Consider the following 16,428-nt stretch of genomic DNA (forward strand, 5'->3'; position numbering starts at 1 on the left):
AATCACTTCTCATGACCGCTTCGGAAGCATACACTTAGCCTGCTTATCAGATCAAATATTCCAAAGAAATCGTCTTATCTACCGTCTGCAGAGAGACCGTTACCCGGTCCCCGCTCTTCATCTCAAGACCCCGTGAGGTATCTGCGGCACGGCCTGAACGCTCAACCGTAATGCCCTCGCCGCTGCGCAGCAGCAGCCGGTCATTCGTCCCGGGCGTGAACACCAGCTTCTCGCTCTCCTTCAGCTCCGGGGCCAGCTGTAACAGCTGATGAAGCGTGAACTTGCCGCGGAAGCCGGAGAGCTTCTTGTACTGCGGATAGGTTTTCTCCCCGGTATTGTTATCCAGCACCTCCACCACCAGTTGTCCGACGAACCCCCGGTTAGCCTTACTGCGCAGCAGCCAGAATGCAGCAGCAGCAGCCAGCAGCAGCACAATGCCGCCGATGATATAGTACAGCGTGTTCGAGGTCTCTTCAGCGGCTGGCTCTTCACCCGCAGGAGTGCCTGCTGACGGCGGGGTGGTCGCCACTGTTCCCGTCTTGGCATTGATGGTCAGCACATCGCTCTCCCGGTAGAAGCTGCTCTCTTCGGCCCGGACCTTCAGCTCGTATTCATGATTATCCTTGATTTCAAAAGCACCCTTGAACTCGGCACCCGAGTTATCCAGCGGAATCTCCTGCACCTGGCCGGTGTCCTTATCTGTAGCCAGCAATACGGCCTTCATCTCTTGATACAGGCTGCTCTCTGTTACCTCTGCTCCATTGCTGAACAGATGCGAGGAGATATCCACCGTGTCACCTTTGCCGTAAGACTTGGCTGGCAGAGCATCCAGCTTCAGCTCCAGATCGTAGTTGAACACCAGATTAATGTCGATTTTGTCCTTCGGCACGCCCTTGACCTGTAGCTTCCAGTCCCCCTGCTCCGGCGCGAGCAGCTTGATCAGGGTGTAGGTGGACGACTTCGACAGCAGCACCTTATCCGAGGGAATAGCAACTTCCTTGCCGGAAGGATCGCTCAGCTTCGCCGTCACCGGCTTCGAGGACATAATGGAAATGTTCGCTTCCAGCACGCTGCTGTTCGGCACGTTCACCGTTACGTCCTGATAGTCACCGTTCGCCGTAATGGACGGCACCGGCACCACCTTCAGCTTCAAGTGGCTGGCAAAAATCTCGCTGAGAATCTGCGGCAGATCATCGGCAGAATTCGTGGTAAACGCCTTGCCGCCTGTCTCGATGGACAGCCCGGCCAGAATATTCTTGTTCAGCTTGCCGTCCGCATTCAGTCCTATGGTATATACGGGATACCCCTTCTGCTTGGCAGCCTCTACTGCCGCCTTCAGCTCCTTGTCGGAATCAGACTGCTTCCGGCCGCTGGCTTCATTGAGGTCATTGTTGCCGTCCGCCAGCATGACGATCATCGGCTCATGGCCGGGATCGCTGCCGTTCTCCAGCACCTTCACCGCTTCTTCCATACCGACCGCCAGGTCCGTGTAGGGTCCGCGGCTAAGCCCGTCGATGAAATTCTTCAGATCCTCCTTGTCGCCGGCGGATTTGATGCCAAGCAGCGCCTTCTCGCGCTGCACCGTATCGGTGTAGGCCACAATGCCTACCTTATCGCCTTGGGTGGACAGCATATCTATGAACATCTTCATCGCTTCATTGGCTATCTTGTTCTTGTCGCTCTTGTTCATCGAGTTGCTGACATCGATCAGCAGCACAGCGTCAATATGTGAGGGTGCGGCTGAAGCCGCGCTGGCTCGCGAAGCAGCATATGGGGATACAGTGATGCATAAGATCATGAGCAATACAGGCAATATGCGCTGCAGTCTATTCTTGGCCTTGCTGAAATCACGTTCGTTACGAAGCATAAATAGGGCTCCTCTTGTGTGAAATTAGGCGGATATGGCAGATCCGTAACGCATAGCTAAATTCTGTCAATAGCATGCCATTATGATATAATTAAACCTTGTAAACTTCAACATAGTGACCGCTGGACCGGCACTTCCGCTAGTGACAATCGCCATCCTGAGCCGGATAGACTATTCTAAGTATACGCCGTATTCCTGAATATTTGATTAAAAGACCGTAACCAGAGCAGAAAGGAAGAGTTCCATGATTACATACGCCATACTCGGGATAACGTTTCTCTATGCTGTGATTCAGATCATTCTATATGCTTCCCGCCAGCGGAAGCCGCTCACCCGTGAGGATATCGACGAGCGTCTGCTGGCTGCATTGAACGGAGGAGATTCGGCCCGTGAGTAAAAAGAAACCGGTGATCTTCCGTCCCTTCAAGGCTCCCCGTTACGCCTTCGAGAAGCTGCGCATCTGCCGCCGCTGCCATCGTTATACCGCGCTGGGCGAGGAACGCTGCACCCGCTGCGGCCGTGCCTCTCTGGCTCCGGTAGAGAAGTATGCAGCTTCCTTAGCCGGGCGCAGGGTACAGACCCGGCTGCTCGTTATTCTCCTGCTGACCCTGGCCGGAATCTATTTCGGACAGAATCTGCAGCAGATGGTACTATGCGGCGCAGGCGGTCTCGTATTAGCCGGACTGGTCTACTATACGCAGCGAAAAGTACGGCAGAACGAAAATCTGTATGCGCTGAACAAACTGCTTGGCCGTAATATCTATAGCATCAAGGAAGATCTGGAGCTGAACCGCCAGGAAGCCGTGACGGTACTGCGCGAGAATGATGTGCTCGCTTATGAGAAGCTGCGCGAGATCTCCGTGCTGCTGCGCGGAGACCGGATCTCCCGCCAGCGCGTCGCCCTGCTGCACGGCTTCCAGCTGCGCAAGGACATGACGCTGGAGCTGGAGCAGCTGCTATTGAAGGACTTCGAGCCGCTGCTGGCTGAATATATCGGCGAGATCGCCAGGGTCCGGCCCGAGCTGATCAAAGACCGCACCCTGCGCTATGTCAAGAATTACGAGGTGCAGATTCTCGAAATGGATGAGGGCCTGATTATTATGACCGCCGTTGCCAGTGCTGCAGTCCGCATGAAGCGGTACGCACTGCTCTACTCCGGCATGATCGGCCGCTATGTGCAGGAGCTGCCCAAGGACCGGTTTCTGCGCTTATCCAGACTGATTGCCGCGAACCCTTATGAGCCGTGGAACGGCCTGGATGCCAAGGTGGAGGAGATCCGTGAGCTTAAGTACCGCTGGGACCCTGAAGTGTAAGGTTAGAAGCTGACTGCCGCTCTAAACCTTATCTATCAATAAAGGGGCTATATTATATGACGATTATACGGGCTATAACCCTGCGGAATATTATGATTATTCTGTGTATTTTGATGCTGCTCCCTCTGGGGCAGAAGGCGCTGGGGATTAAGCATAAGCTTCAGGATGTAAAGGAAGCCGGAGAACTGTACGCTGCCGGGAAGCTGATCGCTGCCGAGAGCCGGTACCGCCAAGCAGCGGCCAACCATGCGATCCTATATAAAGAAGAAGAAATTACGGCAAGACTTGCAGAGCTGGCTCCCATCACGGGCATCCGCAGCAGTCTAAGCAGACTATCCTTAACGCTTGCGGACCAGCTGACGGTGAAGGATTTCGCAGGGATGATGGAGAGCTATGCCTCCCTGCTCAGCCTGAAGAGCAAGTATATGACGCCGGGCGGTCCCTATGAAGCCTATTATCGCCAGCTCTCGGCGGATTCAGGCGTCTCAGACAAGATGACCGCCGGGTTCCGGCAGTTCAAGGATGAGTATCTGGCCGGACTCGCCGCTGGTTCGTCTAAGGGGTCAGATTCGGGGACGGATAGCAACAGTACGGACAATCTTAAATGGAGCCTGCTGCAAATTCCGGCAGACTATTACGGGGGAGCCGCCGCCAAGGATAAGCTGCTCGCGGCGAGCTTTAAGGCCCATGATACCGCGAGGCTCAAGGCTCTGGCCGCAGCCGGAAGCTTCGGACCTATGCTGGAGAGCGCCCTCTCTATGGAAGAAGCTTATATGAATCATAGTTATACTGCGCCCTGGCTTAACAAGCAGGTTCAGGAGAGCGCTTCGCTCATCCTGAATAAGGATCTGGATGGTGACCACACCGCGGCGTTCGCCGGACATGCCGCCCGCTACCGCAGCTATGCAGCATCTGCCGGCATCACCAGCTCCAAGGTGCTGAAGCTGATCGACAGCAGCATCGCCCGGCTGCTCCGCGAGGGCACGCGCCATGTGCGCGGCGGCCGGTATGCCGATGCCATCAGGCTCTATGCGGAGCTGGCCCCGGTACAGGATACCTCCAAGGAGACCGCTGCCGCAACGCTAGCCTGGAACCTGGCCGAGCCGGTAAGGCTGCTGCCGGGCGGCGAAGTACAGGGCAGCTACACGCTGACGGCCTCTGTCACCGGGCGCTATGGGACCAAGGTGGCCGTAGCCGGAGTAGACGCCGGCGGCAGGCTGGTCTACGCCGAGATGAGCGGGGACGGCACGGTCTCCACCCGGACCGGGGAGGTGATCCCGGGTTCGGGGCTGCTGAGCGCTCTTTCTTTTGACGAAGCATTATCCGCTTACTCCGAAGCTCCCGTAGTTGTAGCTAACAGCGGTGAGACTGACGGACGCAGCACCTTCACAGGCTATGCCATCCGGCCGGAAGGAATCTCCCTGCTGTTCAGCTTCACAGGCAGCAGCTATGAGCTAATAGCGGAGGATGGCTCCATCCGCGTAATGAACACGAATCTGGCTGATGGTGTCGCCGATAGGACCGCTATTTTCCGGCAGGTAAACGGGGTATATGAATTCTCGGAACTCTATCAGGAGTTCACTTACACCCCTATTGATGCTACACAGCTTGAGCTGTTCCCTTATGAGAAAGTGATGCTGTCCTGCGATATCTCTATCGACTCTGCCGGAAGAGCAGTCGCCCGTTCGAACGGCCGCTATCTGCTGCTTCAGGGCGAGGTAAGCCAACTTACCGGACTCACCGCAGTGAGCGGCCAGTTCGAGAATGGATACGGCACGGTGGAGACGGAGCTTGGCGAGGAGTCTGTGCCTGTGTTTGTGGTCGATTCGATGGGGAGCTTAAGCCTGACGCCGCCTTGATATGCGGAATACGGAGATTACAGGTTGCTGAGGAACGGCCGCGTTGTCATCGCCGGGTGCTGCACCGTTCCTGAGTGGCATCAGGATTGGTGTGGGAGAGCGGTGTGGGATGATGTGCGATGTGCGATATGTGGAATGATGTTGCGGTGCGGTAGTGTGATTGTAGTATGTTGGCGGCCCGGCTGGATGCTCCGCGGACGATGGGGACGCTATTTGGTCAAAAAGGCAACTTTTCTGCCCGCTGCGGACTGTGAGGCCGTTAAAGGGCGCAATGATGCTGAAAATGAGGCGATACACGTTAGTTAAGGGCCTCTGAGTCCGGGTAGGTAGCCGGAATAGAGCAAATAGCCCAAATAAAGGCCCTCCAGTCCGCATGGACCTGTACATCAAAACGGCACATCAAAATGGAAAACCAAAAACGCAAGAGTCACACGGTACGGATACCGCCCTGACTCTTGCGTTTTCTTTTGGCGCGTGGAATATGTCCCCGTACAAGTGAGGGATAGATTATAAACGGCGGGCCTTGGCGGTTTGCGGCTTTCTTTTGCGGCTGAACAGTCTTAGATATCGCTTCCTCTTGTACAGCACCTCCGCCGATGCGCTCAGCGTCTCCTTCACCTCGCCGAGTACCGTCTGGGTCTCCTTGACCGACTGCTTCATCCGCCCAAGCTCTGACTTTACCCCGTCCGATCTCTGCTTCGCTTCATCCAGCGTCTCCTGCATATTCGCTTTGAACTCCTCGACCGGGGCCTTCAGCCCGTCCACCGACTGCTTCACTCCATCCAGTGACTGCTTCAGGCCATCGATGCTGTTCTTGAATTCCTTCAGCGGGTTCCCCATGATCGTCCCTCCTCCTAAGCTCTCATTCTCTATATTACCCAGAATGGAGAAGGCGGGATTCAGTTCACCTGAAACTCTACATTGTTAAGAGGGGCAGCCAAAGGAAGCATGTTCCAAATATTGAAAGATTAATGGTCACGATGATACTATATAACATAATTAGATGAATGGGAGGGAAATCATGGACGCTAAAGCGAAAAAAATATTAAACAAAACGTTTTGGTCTGCGCAGGGCTGGAAGCCTGCCGGGACAAGACTGCCTTTTGCCGGAGAAGAGTCTGAATATGCTAAAAGCAAAGGGGTCATGTTCGATCCTGTAACGATGACACATGATGAGTGTGTGTCGAGAATCCGTTATTTGCTGGAGCATGAGGTTACGAAGGACAAGGTAGCTGCTGCCTTTTTGCATAGCCTATCCACAAGAGAAGTACATCTGAGAAGCGGGTTATCCAGCTATGCATTAACCAGCCATCTTCCCCGGCATCAATATAGTGACAAGCTTCTGGAGCGTGCCAGCTACAGCCATTGCTTCTATTGTAACGAGCATAAATTAATGACTTATGAGGAATGGAATAATGAGGATATTAATATTTTGAATTTTGAACGGGTAAAATGGGGGGGTGTCCGCTTAAATTGGCTCCTCTATTGCTGGATGGATCTCGAACTGCTAGCGAAGGAGGAACCGGTAGAGGTGACCTCTGAGGATGTTCAGATCCTCAAAAATTTACTGGCAGAGGTGGATGCCTGCGCTGAGACGGATTCCGCACGTAAATTAGAGAAGCGCTGGAAGGATGTATTATCCTCCAACCAGTATGAACGGGATGTTATGATGGAGATATGGGGTTTTGCAGGTATATTAGCTTCTGAAGAACGGCTTGGACCTGAACGCGGCAGAGGAACGGACTTCGTATCCGTAGATTCATGGCTTGGCATAGACCGTTATGCGAAAGAGAAGGTAGAGTATTATTTTGGAGCTTATTTATAGCAACGAGAATGGAATGGGCCAACTCAACTTTCGCAGAGTGAAAATCGGGTCGGCCCGTGTTCATTGTGGACGATTCTATGTGTGAACAAAATCAAGAGTGATTAATGGATTGCGCGTAACTCTTCCAGCAGTTCCATCACCTCTGACTCCTCTACCGGAACGGAAAACGAACCGTCCTCAAAACGCTTCATCGCCCCGATGCCGTCCTGGAAGACAAAGCGGATGCGGCCGCTGCGCACTTTTTTGTCCGTGTACATCTTATCCAGAAGCGCCCGGTTGGTAATGCCCTCAGGAATCTCTGTTGGCAGACCTGCCTTCTTCAGCAGAGCCGCTATACGATCAGCCTCTTCCTCCGTCATATATCCGTACTTCGCCCCCAGTCTCGCCTGGATGACAAGCCCCACAGCAATGGCTTCGCCGTGAAGCAATCGATAACCGCTTAGCGCCTCAAGCGCCCGTCCTGCGGTATGCCCCAGATTCAGAATCTGCCGCAGATTACGTTCGTGCTCATCCTGCTCCACCACTTCATATTTGATCCGGCAATTCGTCAGCGCGATATGCTCACACACTCCGGCATCCAGAATTAGCTCCCCTTCTTCCGTAATGATTCTGTCCATATTCGCTTCGAGATAGCTGAAGAACTGCTCATCGCTCATACAGGCGTGCTTGATGGTCTCGGCCAGACCGCTTCTGAATTCACGGGCAGGTAGTGTGCGCCAAGCTGCCAAATCTATGTATACTTTACGGGGCTGGTGGAATACACCGATCAGATTGGTGGCAACAGGAGTATTTACGCCTGTTTTGCCGCCAACGGAAGCATCCGCTGCTGCCAGCAGGGTGGTAGCATAATTCAGACTGGGCACGCCCCGGCCGAAAGTCCCTGCCACAAAGCCCGCCAGATCCGTCACCGCCCCGCCGCCTACCGCAATGATGCAGCAATCCCTTCCATAAGCATGGCTTAGCAATTGGTCCTCCAGCAGCGCCTTCGTCTCCCGGGTCTTCGAGCTCTCCCCTGCCGGAAAAGAGAATAAGTCCGCCTGAAATCCCTCACGCCGCAGCAGCTCCAGTAAAGGACGGCCATATAACGGCTCCACCGTGGAGTCTGTAATGATAGCATATTTACTGGCTCCACTTACAAGACCCTGATGCAAATCGCTGATTAGGGAACTAAACAGATGCTCACCGATTTCAATAGAGTAAGAGTGATCGACTACTTTTTGGAGTGTTACTTCAAAGCTCTTAGACATGGGCTCAGCCCCTTTCTTCTATTAACTCTGCAACCAACCGCACAGAACATATTTCCGGAATATTATAACATAATTTAGGAGGGTTACTGTCTGGATTGTCTCAGGGTTACATCGGGTGTACCGCATAATGATAGGAAGGGAGACTGTGAGAGCATGTCGAACGAAACGATTTATAGCCATGAGGACACACTGAGGATGCTGGACTCTTTTTTCCGGGAGGAGGGGGAATGGTGGGATGGGTTCTATGCGGACAAGGAGAAGGACATTCCTTTTTTCCGGGATTGTCCCGATGAGAATCTGGTGGAATCCTTCAGCAGCGGAGTGCTCACCTCGGCCCGGGTGCTTGAGCTAGGCTGCGGAGGCGGCAGAAATGCAGTGTACATGGCCCGTCAGGGCTGTAAGGTGGACGCTGTGGATATTTCACAGGCAGCGGTCGATTGGGGAATGGAGCGTGCGGGGGCACACCAGGTAGAGGTGAATTTCACTTGCGGGAATATCTTTGACCTGGAACTGGCGCCCGGGAGCTATGACCTCATCTATGACAGCGGATGCTTCCATCACATCTATCCCCACCGCAGAGCCACCTATCTGGAACTGCTGGACAGGGCGCTTATGCCCGGCGGTCATTTCGGCTTAACCTGCTTCGCAGCAGGCTCCATGGGTGCAGAGATTACCGATTGGGAGGTGTACCGTCAGCGGCGGATGAGAGGAGGATTGGGGTTCACGGAGGAACAGCTCCAGACATTCTTCGGCCGTTACGAGAATATCCGGTTCCGGAGGATGCGCCAGACGGAGCAGAGTGAGAACCTGTTCGGTGAAGCTTTTCTGTGGACAGCCTTGTTCCGCAAAAGATAACTAGCTCCTTACTCCCGCAGCAATCATACGTATGATGTAGACGCTTGAATGGAAGCAACTGTATTTTGTACATTAGAATGCTGTAAAAGGGTCTTCGAAATAGAATCTATTGTATTCGGGAGACAATTTCATAATTCAAAACCCTTGCTATACCTGGTTTTTTTGAGCATAGAAAAAGGAGTACCTCCCCAAATTCTCGAAGTTATAGGTGACGAAACCAACACCCGAGAAGAAAAGAGGTAATCCCTATCTATTCTATTCGACAAGAAGAACTGTTTTCCTTTGAGGAATTGCTCCAGATGGCTCCGGAAGATAAATATAGCCAAATCTTTGAACACTTACATTTAGCTCCAGTTCTGTTCGCACTGCGGAAAAAGAGCCACCGTGGACGGCCTGAAAAACTAAACGTACCTGCCATGATCTACTCGCTGCTGATTGCCAAAATGGAGAACATCGAGTTTGTCTCTGCCTTGGTCCGGCGATTGAATCATAGCCACGAATTTCGAGTCCAGTGCCGGTTTACGGGCTCGGACAATATTCCCAGTCAGGCCTCCTATTCTCGTTTGATTCATGCCCTAGCGCAAACGGGAATGCTGGAACAACTTCAGGATCGCCTAGTCACCTCTGCCCTAGAAGAAGGTTTTGTGAGCGGCACCCATCTGGCTGTGGATTCCTCGATGGTTGAGGCATGGGATTGCCAATTTAGCGAATCAGCCTCCAAGCGTCGTGCGGCTCGCCGGGAGCAAAAGAAAGGCGAAGCTCCGGGGGCCGAACAACTTCAGCTCGAACATCAAGAGCCTGAGCCGAAGGCGGTGAACGCGCCGCTGAAGAAACCCAGGTACAGCAAGCCAGGTCGTCCATCCCAGGCCGAAAAGGAACGTCGGCGCGAGGAAATGGAAGCCTATGAACAAAGTCTCGGACCGTTCCAGAAAACCATTGAAGCGATGTTGCCGTACACGTACGATGAACTGCTGACCGAGTTGCCCCGGCATGCTGCGCGTTGTGACAAGAAAAATACGAAGGGCCGAATGACCAGCTATTACGGGTTCAAGGCGAATCTGCTGGTCGACACGGACAGCCAGTATATCCTCAGTGGGCTCTTTAGTTCGGCCAATCCGAATGACCAGCGTATGGCGGTCGTCCTTCTCAAAGGCCTGCTCCTAAAGTTTCCGATGCTAAAGGTCAAGCATATCTTGGGCGACAAAGGCTACGACTGCGCGGCAATCTACCAGTTGATTCATACGCTCGGCGCCTATCCTGCGATTTCCCTGATTCACCATAAAGACCCGCCTGCAGGAATGAATCTGGATTACACGCCGGTGTGCGCTCAAGGACATACGTACCGTTACGACAGTTTTGATGCCAAGTATGAGACCCTGAAGTACACCCGGCCTAGCGAATGCAAAGGCTGTGAGCTTTCCGGTTCCGATTGCCAAAAAGTGTTTAAAATTCGCATGCAAACGGATTTGCGGTTGCACACTTATCCCGCCAGAGGTAGCGAAAGTTTTACCACCCTGTACAACAAGCGGACGGCCGTGGAGCGTGTGTTTGCCTATCTCAAAGAGTATTTCGGGATGAAACGCACACGTCACCGGGGTGTCCGGGCAAGTGTCGATTTCCAGCTCAGTACGCTCGCGTACAATTTGAGTAAGTTTGCATTAGACAAATTGAATCAGCAGTTGAGAGACTCCCAGCAAGTGGCCTGATTTTTTTAAAAAATATGACCTTAGATTTTGGACCAATCTTGCTTTTCAGTAAACTGAATTATGAAATTGTCTCTTCGGTACAATTGAATTTAGAATATAGGCCTCTTTTCGCCCAAAATGCCACATTCCACTGTACGAAATACATTAGAACCTCATTTTACAGTCAAATATGAGTTTTCTATTGCAGGAAATACAATCAGCGACTTGCTTCGAACTTAACCTCATATTTGCGCATCACAAAAAGGCGGGGCGCACCGAAATGCATCCCGCCTCCTACATGCACCTTATCAATCCCGCTTACTGCTACTGCATCCGCTCCGTAAACAGCCGCCCCGCATAGCCGCTGATCAGCTCACGCATTGCCAGCTTACGGCTCCATTCGGCCGGAATGCCGCTGAGGCCATAGTACGCTCCGGCGATCTGGCCGTAGATGGCACCGGTGGTGTCGGCGTCATTGCCGAGATTGACGGCGAGCAGGGCGCCCTCTGCGAAGCTGTCCGACTTATGAAATGCCCATAACGCCGCTTCCAGCGACTCCACGACATAGCCCGAGCCTTGAATCTGCGGCGGCTCCTTCAGCTTGTAGAAGCCTTGCCTGATGTTCAGCATATGCGGCGTCAGCGTATCTTCATCCAGCCATTCGCGGAAGGCCTCCGAAACCAGCATCTCCTGCTTGCTCCAGCCGTGCAGCCCGGCGAGAATATATGCCGCAAGCAGGCGGCAGGCAGCAAGACACTCGGCGGCCCCGTGTGTGGTTCTTGAACTCATTGCTGCATAGTGGATTGCCTCGGTAGGCTGCTCTGCGTAGTACATCACCACCGGAGCCAGCCGCATAATCGACCCGTTGCCGGCAGAGAACGGGTCCGCTGATCCGCTGTAAGCCTCCCCGCTCGCTTCATACCGGTGCAGCGCCTCACGCGTCGCGTTGCCGATGTCGAAGCACCGGCCTGTACTGCTCAGCGCTCCCTCGCGGTACCACTTCACATAACGCTGCATCTGGTCCGCCGGATCGAAGGTCTGCACCATCAGCAGGCTCTCCGCCAGACAGAGCGCCATCGAGGTATCGTCTGTCCACTGTCCAGGCTGCAGACCAAATACCCCGCCGCCGACCATATCCGTCATTGGCTTGAAGGTTCCGGGTGCCTGGAACTCTACAGTTGTGCCCAGCGCATCCCCGGCGGCCAGCCCTTGCAGGCAGCCCTGATAACGGTCCATCGTTAATGTCATTTGCTCTCTCCCTTCCCGGCAGCTTCCCGCTTGCCTTTATTCGCCGGGGTACTTCAGTTCCCACTGCGCCCGGACTTCATCCAGCAGCTTCATCAGGGCTATGGATTCATCCAGCGGCATCACCGGGCTCTCGGTCAGTCCGGCCTGAAGACAACGGCCTACCTCTTCCGCCTCGAAGCAGTATCCGACCGAGGTGCGTTCATCTTCAAACTTCTCCACCAATTCGCCGTTTACGTAGAGCTCGGCTGATTTTGGATTAACCAGGGTGCCATTGACCACGATACGGCCTTCCGTTCCATAGATATAAGCTTCATCATCCAGATTCAGGCGGATGCCGGCGTTGAGTGAAGCAGACACGCCATCCCCGTAGGACAGCAGCAGCGAGAAATGCTCGTCCACGCCAGTCTCTCCAATATGGACAGTACTGCTGACCTTCTCAGGATGGGGGCCGAGGACCATCGAGGTGAAGGACACCGGATAGATGCCGACATCCAGCAGCGCTCCGCCGCCAAGGGCCGGATTCAGCAGACGTCCTTCCGGGTTCCAGTCGGCGCGGAAGCCCAGGTCCGCCTTCACCAGCCGCACTTCACCAATTCTTCCGGCTGCGAGCCACTCCCGCACCTTCACCTGCGCCGGGATATAACGACTCCACATCGCTTCCATCAGGAACAGCTTATGCTCGCGGGCATAGGCGACTACTTCCTCCAGCTCACCACTGTTCACGGTAAAAGGCTTCTCGCACAGCACGGCTTTACCTGCACGCAGGGCCAGTAGCGCGTTCTCCCGGTGGAACGGATGCGGTGTGCCGATATAAATGGCGTCCACATCAGGATCGTTCACAAGCTCTTCGTAGGTGGCGTATGCCACAGGAATGCCGTGATCGGCTGCGAATTTATCCGCGCTCTCCTGCGAGCGCGAGCCGACCGCATAAGCTACACCGTTGCCGGCATGGGCCAGATCCGTAGCGAACTGATGGGCGATCCAGCCAGTGCTGAGAATGCCCCATTTTACCTTGTAAGCGTTATCTTCTGCCATAGTCAAATCCTCCTCTTAATGAAGCTCAGGTCCCTCTGATTCTATCAAAATCTCCCTGTTGTGTACATGTTGGCCTCCCGCCGGGACCCTCAAGCTTCATACAGGCCGGTAATTACAGCCCGAACCAATAACGCAGACGCTCCTCCGAATAGCCATCCTCCCCGCGCCAGCTCGATGTAATCGGTTTTTCGATTACATTTCGGCCATACACCCCGCACCGGCCTAATCTAATCGGTTTTTCGATTACATTTTGGCTATATACCCCGCGCCAGCCTAATCTAATCGGTTTTTCGATTACATTTTGGCCATACGCCCCGCACCGGCCTAATCTAATCGGTTTTTCGATTACATTTTGGCCATACGCCCCGCACCGGCCTAATGTGTTCGCTTTTCCACATACATCCTCCACAGCCCCCGCCGCCGCAACAGCCCAACCTACCTCAAAAACCCTCCCCGCCAGCCGCGAATCCACGGCAAACGGGAAGGGGAATCTCCAAACCCTATATTATTTCTTAAGCACAAGCTCCAGGCGCACCTCAAGGTTGTTCTCGGTGCTGAGCACGATGGAGTGCGGATTGCTGAGGCCGAAATCCTCGAAGGTTACGGTAGTCGTACCCGACAGCTTAAGCTCTCCGCCGCTGTATGCGGCCTGTGAGTCGAACGTGACTTCCTTCTCAATGCCCTTCACGGTCAGCATCCCCTTAAGTTGTACCGGCACCGCTGTACCCTCTGTCCATTCCTTCGGCAGCTCCGAGAAGGACTTCACCGTGAAGGTGGCTTCCGGGAATTCTGCCACGGACAAGAAGTCCGATCCCTTAACATGCTCGTCCCGCTGGGCGGTTCCCGAATCAAGCGCGTTCATGTCTACCGACCCTTCGCCGGTCATCGCGGAGGCATCCTCCAGATTCACCTTCCAGGTTCCCTTAACGGAGGGGTCTACGAAGTTCACGGTTTCTTTGGATGTGGTCACAGACCAGTAGACCTTGGACGGCTCTGTAATGTTCCAGGTTCCGTTCAACTGCTCCGGCGTTACCGCAGCAGCGGCCGCAGCCGCGTTGGCTGTTCCTTCCTTCTGGGCTCCGCTGTCCTGGGCCTGCTCAGGTATCACCGATTCAATCTCCACCTTATTGCCAAGGCTGTTGTTCACTAAGATGAAAGCGGTGATGGCTCCTGCAATAATTACGATGGCTGCGGTTATAGCGACTGCTCTCTTCTTCATACGATCTCCTCCATTCCATTTTCTGTCTCTCGCTTGTTCCAGCTGAATCTCATTCTACCAGAGCAATATGTCGGGAATAAGTCAAAGCGGGCAAGCCGGGAATATGATAGAATTGTCGTAATTTTAATTAAGGGACTGAAGCTTATGCAATCTATTCTGATCGTTGAGGATGAAGAAGCCATCGCGCGGGTGCTTAGTGCCTATCTGCGAAAAGCAGGCTTCCACGTCACCCGGGCAGCAGACGGCCGGAGTGCCCTGGACACCTTCGAGGAAACACCGCCCTCACTGGTCCTGCTCGATATCATGCTGCCGGAGATGGACGGCTTCGAGCTGCTGCAGCTCATCCGTGAGCGGAGCAGCTGTCCGGTCATCATGCTCACCGCCCGCGACGGCATCAATGACAGGCTCGCGGGACTGGACGGCGGAGCCGATGACTATATGTCCAAGCCCTTCATTCCCGAAGAAGTAGTCGCACGGGTCAAGGCGGTGCTGCGCCGTCCCTCGCAGTGGTCGGACGGCAGCCGCAAGCGCCATTTCGGCAGTCTGTTCATCGACTTCTCGGCCCGCAGCATCTTCCTGAACGGGGCAGAGGTCAGCCTCAGCCCGCGCGACATGTCTGTGCTGCTGTTCCTGGCCGAGCGTCCGAATCAGATCTGCACCCGTGACCAACTCCTGGAGCATGTATGGGAGATGGATTACGAGGGAAGCGACCGGGCCGTGGATCTCTCCATCAAGCGGCTCCGTCAGGCACTCTCGCACTGGCCGGAACATGAGGGCGAGATCCGTACACTGAGAGGAACAGGATATCAATTATGGACAACATAAATAAGAGTAAGAAGAAACGCAACAAGAAGAAGACCACCTCCATTCTCACTTACTGGACTCTGAGGTATCTGCTGATCATCAGCATCGGGCTGCTGCTGACAGCGCTGTTCACCTTATGGTGGATGCAGCAGGAGGCGATGAGCAACCGGATGCAGACGACCGGCCTGCTGGCGCAGGAGATCGCTGACCGGAGCGTGGATACAGACGGTCAATTAGCAATTACTCCGAATCTGAATAGGCTGGTAGAGGACCGCAAACGCTTCTTCAAGGTAACTGAGGAGATGTGCGTAATCATCACCGGACCTGAAGGCGAATTGTTATACTCCCAGCCTCCGATGACGGACGAGGAGATGCGGTACAAGCTCAATGATAGCCTGACCGATTCGCGGACGCCTGAATACAAGGCGGCTGCCGCACAGATCAAGGGGGACGAGGGCACGCTGGGGCAAGTGCTGGTTATGCAGTCCAAGCGCTCCCTGCGTCACATTCCGACGGAGGAGATCACCTTCTTCTCGGTCATTATCGTCTTCCTGATTATCTTAAGCTGGCTGACGATCTATCTGTTATCAATCAAGCTGGCCAAACCGGTTCAGCGGGTGGCTGCCGCCGCTGCGCAGATCAGCAGCGGCCAGTATAATATCGTGCTTGAGACCGGGGCCAGAGAGCGAGAGATTCACGAGCTCCTCGTCTCCTTCCAGGAGATGGCGGGTAAGCTGCAGCAGTTCGAGCAGTCACGGGCCATCATGCTGGCCGGCGTGTCCCATGAGCTGAAGACCCCGGTCACCTCAATCAAAGGACTGCTTCATGCAGTACGCGAGGGCGTTGTCGAAGGCGAGGAGGCCAATGAATTCCTCGATATCGCTCTGCTTGAGACCGAACGGCTGCAGCATATGGTCGCTGATCTGCTGGACTATAATGCGCTGACCGCAGGCATGGTTGCCGTCCGTCATGATAACCTTGAAGCGGCTCCGCTGCTGGAGGAAATCCTCTATCAATGGATGCTGACCCAGAGCGAGGAGGTCAATAAGCCCATCCTGCTGCTGCCGGAGACCCCGCTTGTGCTGCGGGGAGACCCGCTTCGCATCCAGCAGATTATTGTGAATCTGCTGGGCAACAGCCTGCAGGCGAAGACGACGGACCGCAAGCTTCAATTGAAGCTTGAACTTACGTCTACGCCGCAGGGGCAGGCCGAAATCACCGTTACGGATAACGGGCCGGGCATCCATCCGGACAGCCGGGAACGGATCTTCGAAGCCTTCTACCGCAGCTCCGGCAAGCAGAGCCTGCTCCGCGGACTCGGGCTGGGCCTGACCTTCAGCAGACTGCTGGCCGAGGCCATGGGCGGCAGCCTGGAGCTGGGCAGCCACCCGCCGCAGGGCTGTACCTTCGTGCTGCGGCTCCCGCTGGCAGAGTCATGAGCCCGGGAAGCACGCCTGTAGTCCCGCGCCAC

The 16,428-nt window shown here is 54.6% G+C and carries 15 protein-coding genes; 8 read left to right on the plus strand and 7 right to left on the minus strand.

Annotated elements, in window-relative coordinates; all coding sequences use genetic code 11:
- Window positions 1-46: 46 nt before the first annotated feature.
- Window positions 47-1,867: a vWA domain-containing protein gene (locus NSU18_RS14750; RefSeq protein WP_341149375.1), complete on the minus strand. Its 1,821-nt coding sequence runs from the start codon at window positions 1,865-1,867 to the stop codon at window positions 47-49.
- 244 nt (window positions 1,868-2,111) lie between these two features.
- On the opposite strand from NSU18_RS14750, the gene NSU18_RS14755 reads away from it, so the two are divergent.
- The 3 genes from NSU18_RS14755 to NSU18_RS14765 are packed head-to-tail and all read left to right on the plus strand — an operon-like array spanning window position 2,112 to window position 5,039.
- A complete protein-coding gene (locus tag NSU18_RS14755) occupies window positions 2,112-2,264 on the plus strand; it encodes a hypothetical protein (protein ID WP_341149376.1) in 153 nt (50 codons plus the stop codon).
- Complete coding sequence (locus NSU18_RS14760) at window positions 2,257-3,180, plus strand: hypothetical protein (RefSeq protein ID WP_341149377.1); 924 nt, start codon at window positions 2,257-2,259, stop codon at window positions 3,178-3,180. Before NSU18_RS14755 ends, NSU18_RS14760 begins: the two co-directional genes overlap by 8 nt.
- 56 nt (window positions 3,181-3,236) lie before the next feature.
- Window positions 3,237-5,039: a hypothetical protein gene (locus NSU18_RS14765; protein ID WP_341149378.1), complete on the plus strand. Its 1,803-nt coding sequence runs from the start codon at window positions 3,237-3,239 to the stop codon at window positions 5,037-5,039.
- Window positions 5,040-5,546: 507 nt separating this feature from the next.
- On the opposite strand, the gene NSU18_RS14770 is transcribed toward NSU18_RS14765, so the two are convergent.
- Window positions 5,547-5,879: a hypothetical protein gene (locus NSU18_RS14770; protein ID WP_341149379.1), complete on the minus strand. Its 333-nt coding sequence runs from the start codon at window positions 5,877-5,879 to the stop codon at window positions 5,547-5,549.
- A gap of 181 nt (window positions 5,880-6,060) precedes the next feature.
- On the opposite strand from NSU18_RS14770, the gene NSU18_RS14775 reads away from it, so the two are divergent.
- Complete coding sequence (locus tag NSU18_RS14775; protein ID WP_341149380.1) at window positions 6,061-6,864, plus strand: hypothetical protein; 804 nt, start codon at window positions 6,061-6,063, stop codon at window positions 6,862-6,864.
- Window positions 6,865-6,965: 101 nt separating this feature from the next.
- On the opposite strand, the gene aroB is transcribed toward NSU18_RS14775, so the two are convergent.
- The gene (aroB, locus tag NSU18_RS14780; RefSeq protein WP_341149381.1) at window positions 6,966-8,111 is read right to left on the minus strand and encodes a 3-dehydroquinate synthase; all 1,146 of its coding nucleotides are present in this window, start codon (window positions 8,109-8,111) and stop codon (window positions 6,966-6,968) included.
- 153 nt (window positions 8,112-8,264) lie between these two features.
- Between aroB and NSU18_RS14785 the strand changes: the two genes are divergently transcribed.
- Both NSU18_RS14785 and NSU18_RS14790 read left to right on the plus strand, forming a co-directional pair.
- Window positions 8,265-8,966: a class I SAM-dependent methyltransferase gene (locus NSU18_RS14785; protein ID WP_341018843.1), complete on the plus strand. Its 702-nt coding sequence runs from the start codon at window positions 8,265-8,267 to the stop codon at window positions 8,964-8,966.
- Window positions 8,967-9,265: 299 nt separating this feature from the next.
- A complete protein-coding gene (locus NSU18_RS14790; protein ID WP_341014692.1) occupies window positions 9,266-10,672 on the plus strand; it encodes a transposase in 1,407 nt (468 codons plus the stop codon).
- A gap of 303 nt (window positions 10,673-10,975) precedes the next feature.
- Here NSU18_RS14790 and NSU18_RS14795 read toward each other — a convergent pair whose 3' ends face one another.
- The 4 genes from NSU18_RS14795 to NSU18_RS14810 all read right to left on the minus strand — a co-directional run bounded on the left by NSU18_RS14795 (window position 10,976) and on the right by NSU18_RS14810 (window position 14,153).
- On the minus strand, window positions 10,976-11,899 hold the full coding sequence (locus NSU18_RS14795; RefSeq protein WP_341149382.1) for an ADP-ribosylglycohydrolase family protein: 924 nt from the start codon (window positions 11,897-11,899) through the stop codon (window positions 10,976-10,978).
- Between the two features lie 36 nt (window positions 11,900-11,935).
- Window positions 11,936-12,934, minus strand: a complete 999-nt coding sequence (locus tag NSU18_RS14800; protein WP_341149383.1) for a Gfo/Idh/MocA family protein — start codon at window positions 12,932-12,934, stop codon at window positions 11,936-11,938.
- A 112-nt stretch (window positions 12,935-13,046) separates the two neighbouring features.
- The gene (locus tag NSU18_RS14805) at window positions 13,047-13,406 is read right to left on the minus strand and encodes a hypothetical protein (protein ID WP_341149384.1); all 360 of its coding nucleotides are present in this window, start codon (window positions 13,404-13,406) and stop codon (window positions 13,047-13,049) included.
- A 33-nt stretch (window positions 13,407-13,439) separates the two neighbouring features.
- Window positions 13,440-14,153, minus strand: coding sequence for a YceI family protein (locus NSU18_RS14810; RefSeq protein ID WP_341149385.1), 714 nt, complete (start codon window positions 14,151-14,153; stop codon window positions 13,440-13,442).
- 144 nt (window positions 14,154-14,297) lie between these two features.
- Here NSU18_RS14810 and NSU18_RS14815 point away from each other — a divergent pair, with 144 nt between their 5' ends.
- Together NSU18_RS14815 and NSU18_RS14820 are read left to right on the plus strand one after the other, a co-directional pair.
- A complete protein-coding gene (locus NSU18_RS14815; protein WP_341149386.1) occupies window positions 14,298-14,978 on the plus strand; it encodes a response regulator transcription factor in 681 nt (226 codons plus the stop codon).
- A complete protein-coding gene (locus NSU18_RS14820) occupies window positions 14,966-16,396 on the plus strand; it encodes a HAMP domain-containing sensor histidine kinase (RefSeq protein ID WP_341149387.1) in 1,431 nt (476 codons plus the stop codon). Before NSU18_RS14815 ends, NSU18_RS14820 begins: the two co-directional genes overlap by 13 nt.
- The last annotated feature ends 32 nt before the right edge of the window (window positions 16,397-16,428 follow it).

Origin of the sequence: Paenibacillus sp. FSL H8-0048, from assembly GCF_038002825.1 — a bacterium.
Classification (GTDB): Bacteria; Bacillota; Bacilli; order Paenibacillales; family Paenibacillaceae; genus Paenibacillus_AQ.